Raw genomic sequence first — 16,860 nt, 5'->3', positions numbered from 1 at the left:
AGGGAACTCTTTTACTGGGATTTTTACTTTTAGGATTTCGTTTCATGTGCCTTCGGCCATGCAATACATCACCCCACGCATTTTTCCCTCAAGACCATACTATGCTATCCTTCCTGTCTATCATCTCAACAAACAGTGCTCTGCTTTCACCGGAAAGAGTAAGCGTACTGCGGTCAAATACATATGTCTTGAACCAAAGGTCTTCACCTGTTTCGTAAATACTTTTATCCAGTTGAAGGTACGCCAATTCCTCGGATATGTTCTGTCCATTAACCGATAACACATATATCACAGACAATAACAATACCGGAAATCGTTTTAGAATACGAATCATTTTATTTATTCTTTGCCGCTTCTTCCAATTGCAATTTCAGTTTCTCCATATTTTCGGGAGAAGCCGCTACGCTGAAACGAACCTTTCCATTTTTATCGAAAATGACACAATGCGGTATGGACAAAGCTCCCCGTTTATCTCCGAATATTTTATAGATTTCATCATGGAAAGCTTCTTGTATACGTACATGTTCGCCCATCAGGTCGTAATGTGCAGCCATCTTGCGCCACTTTGCATCATCTTTCGGACGATCAAGACTCAGATAGAGTAAAACTATGTCATCATGGTGATTCACATATTCTTGCAATGGTTTGACATAAGCAAACGAACTTCGACACGGTCCGCACCAAGTAGCCCAAATATCCATAAAGACTACCTTACCTTTATATCTGTCGATTACTTCATTGAAAGTCTTTGCTTTCTCTATGTTCGGAAAATGAATGTAATCAGGAATCTTCGTCTCATTGAACGCTTTATTCTTAGCAACCGCCTTGTCTATCAACGGCATCCACGCACTTTGCGGATATAGCTTTTTAAAACGTTCCGACAGAGAAACTATGACAGGATCGTTTTGTTCTTCTGTTTCATCCCGCAGGAATAACTGAGCCATCGCAGCCTCCTGAGCTTTTCCGGAGAGATGGTGTTCGTAGTAATGGAAAGACAATTCATTAGGACCTTTACCGACACCTTCAGCTCCCTCTTCACCCTTGGCAAAATGAATGATTCCGGCATTGTTGTAGACTACATCATAAAAAGCTGGAGAGAACGGACTGTTTGAGTCATTGTCTAAACAGAAATTTTTCATATTCTTCCATTCGTCAAACCATTGTTGCTTTGTTGCATCCGAACATTTCCATTCTACACCAAACAGTTGGTTCTGAAATGCCAGCATAAGTTGCATTCGGACATCTTGTTGTGCTTTCTTATACAAATCCTCATCCACACCTTTCATTTTTTCATCCATATCCAACGCATCAGCCTTAAGTTTTGCAATCACCGAAGCAACTACTGTATCTTTAGCAATATTCCAACGGTCGCCACGCCGGGCACGCAAGTTCCAAACGTCACCATCCAACCGGTTCAATAAAGTGGAAATCTCCGCTTCTTTTTCACTGAGCCCCTTCACTTCAATGCTCTGTTTGGCTGCCCCATCCAGATGGACCTCAATTTGACTCTTGTTCATAATTACGCTACCCAATTCTCTTTTTCCCCATAAAACAAAACGCACTCGTTTATATGGCTCGGCAGGAAGAGTCAATGTATAGGTACTGTCCGGATTCACCCTTAATGTATCGTACGATTGCGAATTGAACATTCCGTCTATTGATTGAAAATAAACGATTTGCCTGCCTTCCATGTTTCGCACTGTTCCGGAAATCTGAATTTCTTTATTATCAACGCATGAAATCAATAAACATCCAAGGGTGATTGCTCCGAATAGGTTCTTTTTATTTTTCATTGTATTCTAATTTTGATATTGGATAAGGGTATTCTAAATTATAGGCTTCAAACAGTTTTCTTAAAGTCCCTTCGTTATTACCGGAAGCCCGAAGAAACCTTTCTGCAAAGTCAGTGTCTTTGTAGCACCTTGTCGCGTCTTGTTATAAGTAGAAAGTGATACATGCAATGCTTTTACCGTACCATTCGCAAAAGTCACTTCCATATAGTATTCCTTACGCACACCGTCCGCCACATAGCGCCTCCTACCTACCCGACGTGTTTTCTTATGTTTTTCTACATATTTTTTCTGTACGACAACCTCTTCTTCTTGTGTGGAAGCTGGATCTACCAACCAGTAGTTGCCTGCAAGAAACAATGCATAACTCATAGTTCCCACACATATCAAATGACACAGAAAATTTAATATTTTGCTATCATCTGTTGTCAGCCATGACCATTTTTTATAAAAAGGAAATGTAGCAGCTGCTATCATCAATGCTACTCCGACAGGTATCCACCATTCAGACAATGTATTTTCGTAAATTACATAACCGATAGCTCCCGAAAAAAGAGAAACTAAGAGCATCAGAATGCGAAGTATCTTCATAAATGTATTTTTCATGATAATGTTAGAATGTATTTCGAAGCAAATATACGAAGAATAAGTTTAAAAATGATTCATTCCCGTGCGGAGATGAACCAAATCTCCAATTATCTGTATCCAAACCGGCTAAAAACTCTCTTACTGATTCTTTATGCTATAATCCGGTTTCAGCCGTTTCAGTTTTATTCGCAAACGCCTTGCTGGAAGGCGATAGCGGCTGAAGGCAGAAAAAGCACCCCCGCGAGAATAGACTGTAAACAGGGGGGAGTGCTTTCAGCGCATTCAGCTTTTTCAGACTTGACAGTAGAGCTATATATTCATCGTGGTAGGTATATATACTCACCGTACTGGATCTATATGCCCACCACGCGGGGTATATATATTCATCAGCCAGGTAAAAGTGGGTGGCACGTGGGCTGGACAAAACAGAGCCTCTGTTGAAAGTAATTATAGCAAAAAGAAGGGAAAGTTATACACTTCCGCATTCAGGAGTGCCTTCAGCCCAAAACACCGATGAAAAGGGACTTTTTGGAAGAGCTGAAGGCGGTTTTTTACTTTTTATATTTGGTAGGAGACTTGACTGCAACAAGTACTACACTTAATGAAATGATATAGGAGACTTGAGGAACTCAAGTACATAGTTCGGCTTACTTCAGTACTGCTTTGATTCAGCCCCGCACCGGAATCAATCTTTTTTTAGGGATATGGCTGTATACTGAATCAAATCCCCCAAATTTTCAGACTGCCCCTGAGATATACTTGTGAAAAATAGAAGGAGAGTAAAGGGCATAAAAAAAGGCTATCTATCCCAGACAGCCAATCTTTTTTGTTAACCTTAAATCTAATACTATGAAAAACACATTGCAAAGATACGGACTTTCCGCATATCTCCAAATTTTCGGACCAAAGCGGCGCATCTTATAACATGGTTTAATAAAAGCAATAGATTCGTTAACATTTAACATAAATCTATCGGATATTAACGAATACCCGATGGAGTGATTCAGAGATTATTCATATCGTAAAGAACGGGCAGGTTTGCTCATTATTATCTTCATGGTCTGGAAAGCTACCGTTACGAATGAGATAAACAGCATCAGCAATACAGGTACAATAAAGAACCATGCTTTCAAATCCGTGCGGAAGGCGTAATGGCTCAACCAGACATTCATACTAAACCAAGCTATCGGAAGGGCAATGACAACCGCTATCAGAATCAACTGGAAGAATCCCTTAACCAACTGATAGAAGAGTGTCCAACGGGAAGCTCCGAGGACTTTACGTATTCCCATTTCTTTGGTACGTGTGGAACATGAAAACATGACCAATACCCAAAGTCCCAAGCAGGAAATGAAAATTGCCAGTCCGGTGAAAGAGCCAATCATCACACCGAATACTTCATCCTGACGATATTGGTGGTCGAAGAACTGGTCGAGGAAGAAATAGTCGAAACTGGAATCTGCAAAATATTGGCTCCAAATTTCATGCACCTGTGACAGCACTTCACGAGGGTCTCCGGAAGTCATCACAATAGAGATATAACGTTGTGGCAGCCAGCCAATCTTATCTTTATGAATCAGCATGATAGGTGTGTAATTCTTACTCAATGCCTGTTGATGATAATCTTTCACTACTCCGATAATCTGCATCGGAGCATCGGTACATTCAACGGTCACCAACTCCCCTATCGCCTCATCATTAGATGTGAAGCCCAGATTACGTACAGCCGTTTCGTTAATCACCAGTTTATCTACATCGTCTCCATAATCTTCCGAGAAACTTCTTCCGGCTACGACTTGCAATCCATAGGCATCCACATAATCGGGGTCGCAGGCAAGCATCTCATACAAGCGGTTCTGTTTCAGGGCATCGTTGGTGCGGCGGTTGGAAAGGAAGGTCGCCACTTCCTCACCTGGCACAGCACCGGAGAAAGTGACCCGATGCACCAACGGAAGACGTGCAATCGTCTTTTTCATCGCTTCCAGTTTCGTATTCAACCCTTCGGTATGACCGGGGAACTTGACCACCAATGTCTGATTCGTCTTAACTCCCAAAGACCGGTTACGCATAAAGTTCAATTGCGCAAAGACAATCAATGTACCGCAAAGCAATATCATCGAAGCCGTATATTGAATGATAACCAATACTTTCCGTGTCCGTTCGCCAGATTTGCTATGCAGGAATTTTCCTTTCAATAATGTAATCGGTTTCCGGTTCAGCAAAGCCAGTGCCGGATAATATCCGGAAAGGAATATTCCGGCGATGAATACAAGAACCAATAGAATCCACCAATAATCCATCAGCCAAACGGAGAAAGTAACGGTACGGCCTACCAGTTGGTTAAAGTACGGAAGAATCAGTTCTATCAATCCTACGGCAAGTACAAAAGCTATCAGATTCATCACTAATGCCTCAAACAGGAACTGGTGAATCAACTGCTTGCGGAAAGCTCCCACTACCCGCCGCACTCCTACTTCTTTGGCACGCTCCATCGAACGGGCTACGGTGAGGTTTATATAGTTTATCCATGCAATAGCCAAAATAGCAATGGCAGCAAAAATCAAAGCAATCATCGAAGAACGATTTCCCTTTGTCTCCGCTTCGTATCCTACTTGCGGAGTAAGATGTATATCCGCCAAAGGAATTAAAGAGACCCCCCATATCTTGTTTTTCAACGCTTCATCCGTCTTGTACTTTTCCGCCATTACGGGAAATTTTTTCTCTATTTCCACTTTCCTTTCGGGAGAGTCGAGCAGGACGTAGGTATAAGCCTCGTGCTTGTACCAATATTCCTGTACATACTTGGGCAGAGACTTATACGAAATCAGAAAATTATAATGTATATGTGAATTTGAAGGCATTTCTTTCATCACTCCGGTCACTTCACATGATATTTTATCGTATGCTCCGGTAAAGATGAATATCTTTCCGATAGGGTCTTCGTCCTTGAAATATTTGCGGGCGATGCGTTCGGTGATTACCACTTGTCCCGGCATGGAGAGACAGGTTTTCTTGTCGCCTTTCAGAAGTTCGAAATCGAAAAGGCGGAAAAAGCCGGGTTCAGCATAGGCTATCTGGTTCTCCCGCAAGGTCAGTTCACCGTATTTCACTATTTGTTCTGGTTGAAACAGGGAACCGATACGGGCATAATCCTCTATTCCGGCAAGGTTCTCTTTCATAGCCGAGCCATATCCGAAGGAGCTGCTTGCCCAATAGTCGGTCAGCACCTCCCCTTCATGGAACGTACTTTGCACCCGATAGATACGGTCATATTTTGAATGCATTTTATCAAAACTGAATTCAAAAGTCACATAGGTAAGAATCAGCAGTGCCGACGCCATGCCAATCGCCAGTCCGAATATATTAATGAAACTGAACCTTTTCCGTTTCATCAGATTCCGCCAAGCACTATTCCAATAATTTCCTATCATACAGTTTCTTTTTTAGATGACATATTCTTTTCCAGCGGGCGGTTGATGTTTTCGGCTACAATCTGTCCGTCCAGCAATTGAATGACACGATGTGCGTACATAGCATCCCGTTGGGAGTGGGTAACGATGATAACAGTAGTTCCCTGGCCGTTCAGTTCGCTCAGCAGTTCCATCACTTCCACACCGTTCACCGAGTCCAGATTTCCCGTAGGTTCATCGGCAAGAAGCAATTTGCAATCCGTCACTACAGCACGGGCAATCGCTACACGCTGTTGCTGTCCGCCGGACAGTTGCTGGGGATAATGGTTGGCACGATGCAACAGATTCACTTTTTCGAGTACTTTATTTACTTTTTCTTTGCGCTTGTCGGCTTTGACACCTATATAGACAAGGGGCAATTCCACATTCTCATATACGGTCAGTTCATCAATCAGGTTGAAACTCTGGAAAATAAAGCCGAGATTACCTTTTCTAAGAGCAGTCAGTTGATTTTCGTTCATTTTATCCACCTGTTTCCCTTCAAATAAATAAGAGCCGGAAGTGGGAGAATCGAGCGTACCCAATATATTCAGCAGTGTTGACTTGCCACATCCCGAAGGACCCATTATAGCAACAAATTCCCCTTGTTCCACTTGCAAGGTGACTTCGTTCAATGCTTTAGTCTGCACCTCTTCGGTTGCGAAGAGTTTTGTCAGTTTTTCAGTCTTAATCATAATCAGTTCAATATTTATTAATTATTCATATTTTAAAATACGCATCGGCTTCAGACAGATAATGCGCCATACTTGTTGAAAAACGGTAAGGAACGCAATCAGCAACAGCAGCACGAAAGCAGCCGGATATATCCACCAAGGCAACGAAATGTGGAAAGCATACGTTTCCAACCATCCGTTCATCAACACAGCCGACACGGGTATGCCGATGGCAGATGCCAACACCGTAAGCAACATCAATTCTTTAGTCAAGATAAAGAACAGACAGGTTTTATTTGCACCAAGCACTTTGCGGATACCTACTTCTTTCAAGCGCGATAAGGTTGAAAACAGTGTCACAATCCATAATCCGAGACATGCCACAAACACCGCAAGTAAAGAAGCACTGGCAAATATCCAACCAAAATTACGGTCTGATTTATATAAGAAAGTATTCAAGTCACTCAAAAAGAAATAAGAGAACAAAGAAGTCGGAAAGTATTCACGATACATTTGCTCGATTTCCGCCAAAGTACCATCTCCTCCGTCACCTGTCAGGCGGATTGAAATATAAGGTGTCGCAATAAACGGTACCCGCTCTTTCAAAAAGAATATAATAGGTTTGTAAGCTACAGAAAGCGACTGTTGGTGATAGTTTCTCACCACCCCGATTATTTCGAGCGGGTCGCCCACCACCTCCATTTTAACCTGCTGTCCCAATGCAGCTTCGGGCGACTCGTAACCTAACAACCTGACCGCTTCCTCGTTAAGTACTATCCGGTTGAGATCGCCGCCGAAGTCCTCAGAGAAACACCGCCCGCAAATCATGGCGGGCATGTAGGCAGATAGATAATCATAATCTACGGCAAACATCTGTATCAGTTTCACTTGTGAAGGGTCGCTTCCGTAAGGACGATTGGTGAAATAATTGGCTACCTCCACCCCGGGAACCGCTCCCGAAACGGCTACGTAGCTTACGTCTGCCCGCTGTTTCAGACGCTTGGTGAAACTTTCCAGACGCAACGCCAGCCCCTCGGTAAATGAAGGGTACTTAATGACCAACATATGTGAATGAGAATCGGCGGAATCTTCACTCTGCATATAGCACACCTGCCTAACCACTGTGAACGTGCCGGTAATTAGGACAAAAGAAGCCATAAACTGAACCACAATCAGCACTTTCCTTATACGGTTGCCACGTTTGCCGTGTAACAGTTTTCCCCTCATAATCTCCGACGGACGTATAGTAACCATCAGCCAAGAAGGATAAAGCCCCACGACAAATGTGCCGACAACAACCACTCCGGCTACAATTCCCCAAAAAGCTGATGAAATCAGTATATCCGCCCCGAAGTTCTGCCCTGCCCAACGATATACAAGAGGTAAAAGGAGTTCCAGCCAGCCAAGGGCTATCAACACAGCCAACAGATTCATAAAACCGGATTCTAGAAGTCCCTGAATTATAATCTGACGGCGCGAAGCACCAAAAACTTTACGCAACCCGAACTCACGCCCGCGTTCCAAGAAACGCGCCACAGTCAGATTCAAGGCATTTGCCCAACCTATCAGTAGCAGGGCAACGGACATCACCAATAGTATAAGAACCGCAGTCCGGCTCCCTTTTACTTCTTTCTCGTAGGCTTTCTGTGGAGTGAGGTGAATGTCTTTCAGCGGTATCAGCTCCACCGCCCAAGTCTTATGTTTCAGTGCATCGGTCTTATACTTATCAGATATATTGAGAAAAGCCTCTTCAATCTCCGCCGGATACTTTCCGGACATCAGACGGACATAGGTGTAAACTCCATGAATGTACCAAATATCCTGCCGTTCTTTGGGAATCGTACTATATGAAAGTAAAAAATCATATTGCAGATGGGAACGGACGGGCATATCTGCTATCACACCAGTTACTTCAAAGTTCTGCTGCGATGAAGACGTACTGAAAGTCAACACCTTGCCTATTGGGTCTTCTTCATCAAAATAACGGTTTGCCGCACTCTCGGTCAGCACCACCGTATTAGGACGCACCAGTTGCCCGACCTTATCCCCTTTAATTACCGGGAAATTGAATATCTCAAAAAAAGCAGGTTCGGTGTAGCAATAATGCTCTTCGGCAAACCTCCTTTCAAAATAATTCACCACTTGTTCGCGGTCTTGCGCCGTCACACGGACATACTTCTCAATGCCGGCAATTTCACGAGCCATTGCAGGTGCATGACCGTAAGCCGTAGTCGCCCAGTTGTCTGTCAGCGTCTCACCTTCATACAACCGACTTTCGACACGATATACACGCTCGGAATCATGGAATGAATCGTAGCTCAACTCCGTCCATACATAAAGTATGATGAGCAGTGCTGTTGCAATACAGACAGACAATCCTGTTATATTTATCAGTGTCAGAGATTTCTTAACCCGCTGACTACGTATTACTTGTGAGAGATAATTTATCATATCATGGAGTTATTTCAGTATCAGTTTCTCGTTATCGCCAAACAGTTCATATCCGGAAACAATCACCTGGTCACCAGGCTTCAATCCTTCAGTAACCTCATAATACTGTGGGTTTTGTCGTCCGATACGGATGGGCTGACGAACAGCAAATTTACCACTTTCATCCACAACATACATCCATCGCCCACCGCTTATTTGGAAAAATCCGCCACGCGGCACCAGAATAGCCTGTGCGGGGTCGCCTAACTGTAGATTAATATGATAAGTTTGCCCTGCACGTATATTCTCCGGTCGTCCGGCAGTGAACTGCAAATCGGTGCGGAACTGTCCTTCTTTTACTTCCGGATAGGGTTTTATCACCTCCAGTTTATAGCTGGCACCGTCACGTGTAAAGTCGGCCGGCAGTCCGGGTACAACACGCTCCACGTAATGTTCGTCAATCTGTGCCTGCACCTTCAAATCAGAAGTTATAATCTGCCCGATATGCTCACCTGCCGCTATTGATTGCCCTATTTGTGCATCCAGATTACCTACCTGTCCGTCAATAGGAGCTCTCACTTTCAGGTTCTCAATTCGTTCGCGCACCAGGGCGAGGCTCCGCTTCATATTACGTATGTTCTCATCCAAGCTGTTTACCTGACTTTCACGGAAAATGTTATCCTGCCGAATGCGTTCGTCAATGACCTCCAACTGTTCCTTGGCCGCATCATACTCTTCCTTGGCAAGACGATAATCTTCTTGTGCAATAAGTTGCTCCTTTATCAGACGACTGTATTGTTCGTAACGGCGCTGTTTCATCATCCTGTCTTTATACAGACCGATACGCTCTTGTTTCAAACGCAGGCGTTCCTGCTCCATGCTGATACGGGTATTACGGAGTTCGTTTTCCTGATAAGCCAAATCCGCTTCACTCTGCATAATGCCAATGTTCAGCAGCGGATTGCTGAGACGCAGAATCACGTCGCCTGCCTTCACCATGGCACCTTCTTCTTTCAGACGTTCTTCCACGCGTCCGCCTTCCACGGCATCCATATAAATAATACGGTTGGGCATTACCTGACCGATGACACGGATATAATCGTTAAATTCACCACGCTCAACGGTGGCAATCGTCAGACGTTCTTTCTCCACAGTCATGGTAGAGGCAGTATCTCTGAACATGAAATATAAAATAACGGCAATGGCAAAGGTTATGCCACCTATTATATATAGGTGTTTGCGGGTAATGCCGGACTTGCGTTCAATAGGTGTATCCATAAGATTAATTCTGTTTTTATAAAAAAGTTCCTTCCCGATAATATTTCTCCAGTTTCAGCATCATCTCTACCTGCAAGCGCACACGGACCAGTTCTGCTTTGGCGGAGATAAAACGATTGCGGACTTCCATTAACTGAAAGACAGAAATAAGCCCTTCTTCCCATTTCCGTTCGGACTCTTTCAAAACCTGACTCTCCGCACTCAATTGCTGCAATACCTGTTGATGTTCCATATATCCGGCATGAAGAGAAAGAAGGGTTTGTTCAATGTCGGTATATAACTGTTGCTTCTCCAGTTCTTCCTCATTCTTCAGGCGATACAGGTTCAGTTTCAGCTTCCTCTGATTCGTCAGACGTTCAAAACCACTCAACAAAGGAAAAGAGATACCAATGCCGATATACTTTCCTATATTATCCCGTAATTGTCTGGCGGAAAATGCAGTATTGTAGAAATTGGAACCTATCGTAAAGCGGGCATACACAGAAGGAGAAAAAGCTCCGCCTGCCATCGCATATTCCTTGCGCGCGGCTTTCTGCTTCAAGCTAATCATACGCAGGGCAGGAAGTGTTTCCAAGGATTGCCCATACAATGTTTCCGTAGAGGGGAGTGAAAGCAGCGGGAGTTTACTCAATTCGACAATCGTATCCTGAACGACAAGTGTGTCGCCCTGCTGAAAGTTCATCAACTGTTCCAAATGTAGCAATGCCAACCGACAACTATTGACACGGGACTGATAACGATATATATCCCCTTCCCTGCGGGCTTTCACCTCTTGCAAGTCGGAAACGGATTTCAAGCCCAGTTCCACAAATGTCTCGGTTTGTTTCAAGTATCGTTCGCTCAACCTTCTTTGTTCCAAAGCTAGATTCAAGAGTTTTCTTTCCAAAACCAGTTTGTAGTAAGCATCCGTCACTTGATAAGCCAGTTCATTCTGCCTGTCTTTCAGTTCCCACTCACTACGTTCCCAGTTTATTTTCCGAAAACGAACCTGATTGATACGTGAGAATCCTTCAAACAAAGACAAAGTCATATCAAGACCTACTGTTCCTTCTTCAAAAGTCTTTTCCGTATATCCATTGGTATCCGGGTCTATCGAACGCCCGAAACGCTTTCCTGTTTCTGCGTCGGCTACTATGCGGGGAAGAAATGTACCGATAGCAGCAGCATAATCCGCCCGTGCTTCCTTTATGCCGATAGCACTGTTCCGTATAGAAGGGTTCTGCTTCCATGCCAGGCGGATACATTCGTCCAGACTCATTGCCGGTTGAGCATATGCAATGGCGGGTAATAAAAACAATAAAAAGAATATATTCCTCATTCTTCAGTATATATGCGGTTGTGTTCTATACGAATAATAAAGCAAACATAATGCCACAATATATAATTCACTGATTACAAGATAGATAACAAGAAACACCTTACCGTTTCCGTCCAATTTTTAAACACCATAACGTCTAAAAATTGGACGTTATCAAAAAAGAGCCAGCATAAATTGCATACAAACAACAATTATTCAACATTCAAACTCCTATCATTCCTTACGAAAAACATAGAATAAAGCCATGTTTCAGGAAATCTATCATAAAACGTCTAATTATTGGACACTCCCTTGCAGGAAAAAGCAAAAACGAATATCTTTACCCGAAAACTTAAAGAATCATTCACCCCAGACAGATACCCCCAATCTTACATATATGGAAACCGGAACTATTTTGATAGTAGATGATAATAAAAGTGTGTTGGCTTCACTGGAACTTTTGCTCGAAAATGAGTTCAGCACAGTCCGTACTGCCGCCAATCCTAACCAAATAACAACACTGCTCACCACCACTTCCATTGATATTGTAATCCTTGACATGAATTTCTCGGCAGGCATCAATAACGGCAACGAAGGATTGTACTGGCTGAAACGTATTCACGAAATCCGTCCCACGCTGCCTGTGGTGATGCTAACCGCCTATGGAGATGTGGAACTGGCCGTGAAAGCCTTGAAGAACGGAGCTACCGATTTCCTTCTCAAGCCATGGGACAACCGGACACTGGTTCAAAAAATAAAGGAAGCGTACAATCATAAATCAAACGGGAAAAGTTCCCCAAAATCAAAAAGCCAAACCACCGGTTCCGTCAATCCGAACAAACCGGAAATGCTGATAGGACATTCTCCCGCCATGCTGCAATTAATAAAGGTAGTCAATAAAGTAGCCAAGACAGACGCCAATATCCTGATAACCGGAGAAAACGGAACCGGAAAGGAAATGCTGGCAAGGGAAATACACCGCTTGTCACCACGTAATCCCCGCTCAATGCTAAGTATTGACATGGGAGCTATCAGCGAATCCCTTTTTGAGAGCGAACTTTTCGGACACGAGCGCGGGGCTTTTACGGACGCCTACGAAAGCCGTCCGGGAAAGTTCGAAGCCGCCAGCGGCAGTTCTCTTTTTATGGATGAGATTGGTAATCTTCCCCTTGCACTGCAAGCCAAATTGCTGACTGTACTACAAAACAGAAATATCACCCGAATTGGAAGCAATAAAGTCGTCCCCGTTGATATACGACTCATTTCCGCCACCAATAAAGACATTCCTGAAATGGTGAAACAAGGATTATTCCGCGAAGACTTATTTTACCGTATCAACACTATCCACTTGGAAATCCCTCCATTGAGGGAACGGGGAGACGATATACTTCTGTTCATCGAAACCTTTCTCCACCGTTTCGCTTCCAAATACCAACGTCCGGAAATGCGGATGCATGAGCAAACGATAGAAAAACTACGTTCTTACCACTGGCCAGGCAATATCCGGGAGTTGCAGCACGCTATCGAAAAAGCCGTTATCTTATGTGAAGGCAACGTGATACGTCCCAAAGACATTCTGGTAAAACAGACCTGGAAACCGCAAACCACCAGCACCGTCCCCAATCTGGAAGAAGTGGAAAGGCAAGCCATTGAAACAGCCATCCTGCAAAACAACGGAAACCTGACTGCGACTGCCGAACAACTGGGAATCAGTCGTCAGACACTCTACAACAAACTAAAACGCTTCAAACCCTGAACTGCATGATATTCAGCCGACACCTCTATTGGATTATACTGCTACACGTTGTGCTTATTCTCGCCAACGCGGGAACAGGCATCTGGCTTATCATCTCCCAACGCGGATTTGTGATAGGCACACTATTAATTATCTGCTCCTTCCTCCAAATCAGCGGACTGGTAAACAAACTGAATTCATTCAACCAAAAACTGCGTATCTTTTTCGACGCCATAGAAGATAAGGACAATATGCTTTACTTCCCTGAACAAAACGTCAGCAAAGAACAGGAAAAGCTGAACCGCTCTCTCAATCGCATCAACCTTCTGCTTGCCAAAACCCAATCAGAATACTCCAAACAGGAACATTTCTACCACTCACTCTTGGAAGAAGTACCCATCGGTGTATTGGCATGGGATTCTACCGGAAAGATAATTATGGCAAACAGTACCGCCCTTTCCTTATTAGGCTGCCAGCAATTAACCCAATACCGACAACTCGAATCCCTGCTGCAAGAAAAAGGCAGAAAAGAGCATCTCAGCCTTTCGCAAAACCGGATGAAACTACAAAATGAAACAATTACCCTTCTGTCTATCAAGGATATCGGTGACGAACTTAGCGACAAGGAAAGTGAATCGTGGAACAAATTAAGCCATGTACTCACCCATGAGATAATGAATACCATCGCCCCTATTATCTCCCTGTCGCAAACACTGTCCGCTTATCCGGACATCAACGAGAAAGCGGTTCGCGGACTTCGCATCATTCAGGCACAAAGCGAACGTTTGTTGCAATTTACCGAATCCTTCCGCCATCTCTCCTACCTGCCGCAACCCGAAAAGAAACTTTTCTCACTTACGGCAACCCTGGAGAATCTCCGTGAACTCTTGTCCGGTGACTTCCAAGAAAGCAATATCACCTTTACACTGACCTGTCATCCCAAAACGATTTATATGAAAGGCGACGAAAACCAACTCTCCCAACTCCTGCTCAACCTTCTGAAAAACTCCATACAAGCACTGGAACGAACAGAAAAAGGGAAAATCAGTATCCACGCACTACAAACCGAACGCATATCCATCGACATTGCGGACAACGGCCCGGGCATTCCACCCGAATTACAGGAAAAGATATTCATTCCCTTTTTTACCACCAAATCAGAAGGCAGCGGCATCGGGTTAAGTCTCTGCAAACAAATCATCCGCCTTCACGGCGGACATCTCACCGTCAAGGAAAGCTCCCCCGGGAAAACAGTTTTTCACATTGATATACCGCTATAAAACAAACCGTTTCATGCTTTTATGTGTTATTGTGTAAAGAACTTATTACATAAAAAGCATGAAAGAAAAATACTGGAGATATTCACTCATTGTCATTATATTATTAATGGGAGTCATTATTTTCCGACAAATCACTCCTTTTATGGGGGGATTGCTGGGCGCACTTACCATTTATATTCTTGTACGCGGGCAAATGGGCTACCTGTTGAACAAGAAAAATATGAAACGCAGCATTGCCGCACTATTGATTATCGTAGAAACAATTCTCGTTTTTCTAGTTCCCGTGGGGCTGACGGTATGGCTACTCGTCGACTTACTGAAGAACATTAATCTTGACCCTCAAACCTTTATCGGGCCAATCCAGCAAACCGCAGAAGCCATCAAGACAAAAACCGGATACGACGTTTTGGGTAACGATACATTGTCATTCCTCATTTCTTTAGCACCACGTATCGGGCAAATTATCATGGGCAGTATCAGCAGCCTCGCTATCAACCTGTTCGTCATGATATTCATCCTTTATTTCATGCTCATGGGTGGAAGAAAAATGGAAGCTTACATTGATGACATCCTTCCCTTCAATGACAAAAATACGCAGGAAGTAACAAATGAGATATTTATGATTGTGCGTTCCAATGCCATAGGCATCCCTCTGCTGGCAGTTATCCAGGGAGGGGTCGCGATGATAGGTTACCTCATCTTCGACGCCCCCAATATATGGCTTTTGGGCTTCTTCACTTGCTTCGCCACTATTATTCCGATGGTAGGTACTGCATTGGTATGGATTCCGGTATCTGTCTATTTTGCCCTGACGGGCGACTGGTTCAATGCAATCGGTCTGTTTGCGTATGGCGCCATAGTCATTTCCCAATCCGATAATCTTATCCGGTTTATCCTCCAAAAGAAGATGGCAGACATACATCCGCTCATCACTATTTTCGGCGTAGTCATCGGTTTGCCAATATTCGGGTTTATGGGAGTCATTTTCGGGCCGCTGTTGCTATCGCTATTCTTCCTTTTGGTCGATATGTTCAAAAAAGAATATCTGGATTCGCGAAATAAGCTTCTTCTAAAATGAAAGAACTATCGAAAAAATGCGTACTTTTGTGAGCGTAAAAACGACACTATAATTCATGGAAGCATTTACATTCAATCCTGTCGAACTGATTGTGTTATCAGCGGCAGGGATTCTTTTTATCATTCAGCTTATTTACTATCTGGGATTATACAACCGGATACATCTACGCAACAAAGCAGTACGTAAAGAAGAAACTCACTTCACTCGGGAATTACCGCCACTTTCCGTTATCATTTGTGCACGCAACGAAGCTGATAACCTGCGCAAAGTCCTTCCGGCTATCTTGGAACAGGATTACCCACAGTTTGAAGTCATTGTCATCAATGACGCTTCCACCGACGAGACAGAAGATGTACTGGGATATATGGAAGAGAAATATCCTCATCTCTACCACAGCTTCACACCGGACAGCGCACGTTATATCAGCCATAAGAAACTGGCTCTGACCTTAGGCATCAAGGCCAGCAAACACGACTGGCTCGTGTTCACGGAGACAAACTGCCTGCCCGCAAGCAACCAATGGCTGAAACTGATGGCACGCAACTTCACTTCGCAAACTCAAATCGTATTGGGATACAGTGGCTACGACCGCACCAAAGGCTGGTTGCACAAACGTGTCGCATTCGACACCTTTTTCCAATCATTACGTTACCTGGGCTTCGCCTTGGCCGGAAAACCATACATGGGCATCGGACGCAATATGGCTTACCGCAAAGAATTATTCTTCAAACAGAAAGGGTATTCCAAATACCTGAACCTTCAACGTGGAGAAGATGACCTCTTCGTCAACCAGACGGGAAACAACTCCAATACCCGCGTAGAAACGGACTTCAACGCAACCATGCGGATACAACCCGTTTACCGTTATAAAGACTGGAAAGAAGAAAAAGTCAGTTATGTAGCCACCTCACACTTTTACCGCGGAGCACAACGTTACTTATTAGGCTTTGAAACCTTTTCACGCTTGTTATTCTACGTTGCCTGCATCACTGGTATCGTATTCGGCATCCTCAACTTCCAATGGTTAGCAGCAGGCATTGCGTTGTTGCTTTGGCTGATTCGCTACACCGTGCAAGCCATTATCATCAATCAGACGGCCAAAGAAATGGGTGGCAACAGGAAGTATTATTTCTCATTACCTGTATTCGATATTCTCCAACCAATGCAATCATTAAAATTCAAGCTGTGCCGTTTCTTCCGTGGCAAAGGGGATTTTATGAGAAGATAAATTAAGAAAGCATCCCCAAAGACTCAGATTAGA

At 43.8% G+C, this 16,860-nt stretch carries 13 protein-coding genes; 5 read left to right on the top strand and 8 right to left on the bottom strand.

Annotated features, from left to right (window positions below; translation table 11 throughout):
* Window positions 1–88: 88 nt before the first annotated feature.
* From NSB03_RS11720 to NSB03_RS11710, 3 genes are read right to left on the bottom strand one after another with little or no spacing between them, the layout of a single operon-like run.
* A complete protein-coding gene (locus NSB03_RS11720) occupies window positions 89–334 on the bottom strand; it encodes a hypothetical protein (RefSeq protein WP_024987305.1) in 246 nt (81 codons plus the stop codon).
* A gap of 1 nt (window position 335) precedes the next feature.
* Window positions 336–1,793 carry a TlpA family protein disulfide reductase gene (locus NSB03_RS11715; protein ID WP_024987306.1) on the bottom strand — a complete coding sequence of 486 codons (1,458 nt, stop codon included), beginning with the start codon at window positions 1,791–1,793 and terminating at the stop codon, window positions 336–338.
* 60 nt (window positions 1,794–1,853) lie between these two features.
* The gene (locus NSB03_RS11710) at window positions 1,854–2,396 is read right to left on the bottom strand and encodes a hypothetical protein (protein WP_024987307.1); all 543 of its coding nucleotides are present in this window, start codon (window positions 2,394–2,396) and stop codon (window positions 1,854–1,856) included.
* Between the two features lie 419 nt (window positions 2,397–2,815).
* Here NSB03_RS11710 and NSB03_RS11705 point away from each other — a divergent pair, with 419 nt between their 5' ends.
* Complete coding sequence (locus NSB03_RS11705; protein ID WP_159102132.1) at window positions 2,816–2,980, top strand: hypothetical protein; 165 nt, start codon at window positions 2,816–2,818, stop codon at window positions 2,978–2,980.
* Window positions 2,981–3,388: 408 nt separating this feature from the next.
* On the opposite strand, the gene NSB03_RS11700 is transcribed toward NSB03_RS11705, so the two are convergent.
* Genes NSB03_RS11700 through NSB03_RS11680 form a run of 5 tightly spaced genes read right to left on the bottom strand, consistent with a single transcriptional unit; the run spans window position 3,389 to window position 11,527 of the window.
* The gene (locus NSB03_RS11700) at window positions 3,389–5,809 is read right to left on the bottom strand and encodes an ABC transporter permease (protein ID WP_136014672.1); all 2,421 of its coding nucleotides are present in this window, start codon (window positions 5,807–5,809) and stop codon (window positions 3,389–3,391) included.
* Window positions 5,806–6,522: an ABC transporter ATP-binding protein gene (locus NSB03_RS11695; protein ID WP_024987309.1), complete on the bottom strand. Its 717-nt coding sequence runs from the start codon at window positions 6,520–6,522 to the stop codon at window positions 5,806–5,808. Before NSB03_RS11695 ends, NSB03_RS11700 begins: the two co-directional genes overlap by 4 nt.
* Window positions 6,523–6,543: 21 nt before the next feature.
* On the bottom strand, window positions 6,544–8,949 hold the full coding sequence (locus tag NSB03_RS11690; RefSeq protein ID WP_217938398.1) for an ABC transporter permease: 2,406 nt from the start codon (window positions 8,947–8,949) through the stop codon (window positions 6,544–6,546).
* Between the two features lie 12 nt (window positions 8,950–8,961).
* Window positions 8,962–10,209, bottom strand: coding sequence for an efflux RND transporter periplasmic adaptor subunit (locus tag NSB03_RS11685; protein ID WP_024987310.1), 1,248 nt, complete (start codon window positions 10,207–10,209; stop codon window positions 8,962–8,964).
* 16 nt (window positions 10,210–10,225) lie between these two features.
* Window positions 10,226–11,527 (bottom strand): TolC family protein, encoded by a 1,302-nt coding sequence (locus tag NSB03_RS11680; protein WP_024987311.1) that lies wholly within the window; start codon window positions 11,525–11,527, stop codon window positions 10,226–10,228.
* Between the two features lie 376 nt (window positions 11,528–11,903).
* Between NSB03_RS11680 and NSB03_RS11675 the strand changes: the two genes are divergently transcribed.
* Genes NSB03_RS11675 through NSB03_RS11660 form a run of 4 tightly spaced genes read left to right on the top strand, consistent with a single transcriptional unit; the run spans window position 11,904 to window position 16,827 of the window.
* Complete coding sequence (locus tag NSB03_RS11675; RefSeq protein WP_024987312.1) at window positions 11,904–13,262, top strand: sigma-54-dependent transcriptional regulator; 1,359 nt, start codon at window positions 11,904–11,906, stop codon at window positions 13,260–13,262.
* Between the two features lie 5 nt (window positions 13,263–13,267).
* Window positions 13,268–14,521 carry a sensor histidine kinase gene (locus tag NSB03_RS11670; protein ID WP_024987313.1) on the top strand — a complete coding sequence of 418 codons (1,254 nt, stop codon included), beginning with the start codon at window positions 13,268–13,270 and terminating at the stop codon, window positions 14,519–14,521.
* A 58-nt stretch (window positions 14,522–14,579) separates the two neighbouring features.
* The gene (locus tag NSB03_RS11665; RefSeq protein ID WP_135038611.1) at window positions 14,580–15,599 is read left to right on the top strand and encodes an AI-2E family transporter; all 1,020 of its coding nucleotides are present in this window, start codon (window positions 14,580–14,582) and stop codon (window positions 15,597–15,599) included.
* A 55-nt stretch (window positions 15,600–15,654) separates the two neighbouring features.
* On the top strand, window positions 15,655–16,827 hold the full coding sequence (locus NSB03_RS11660) for a glycosyltransferase (RefSeq protein ID WP_024987314.1): 1,173 nt from the start codon (window positions 15,655–15,657) through the stop codon (window positions 16,825–16,827).
* Window positions 16,828–16,860: the final 33 nt, after the last annotated feature.

It is taken from the genome of Bacteroides acidifaciens (genome assembly GCF_024623065.1).
GTDB classification, from domain to species: domain Bacteria; phylum Bacteroidota; class Bacteroidia; order Bacteroidales; family Bacteroidaceae; genus Bacteroides; species Bacteroides acidifaciens.
This window is presented reverse-complemented; position numbering and strand designations above follow the sequence as displayed.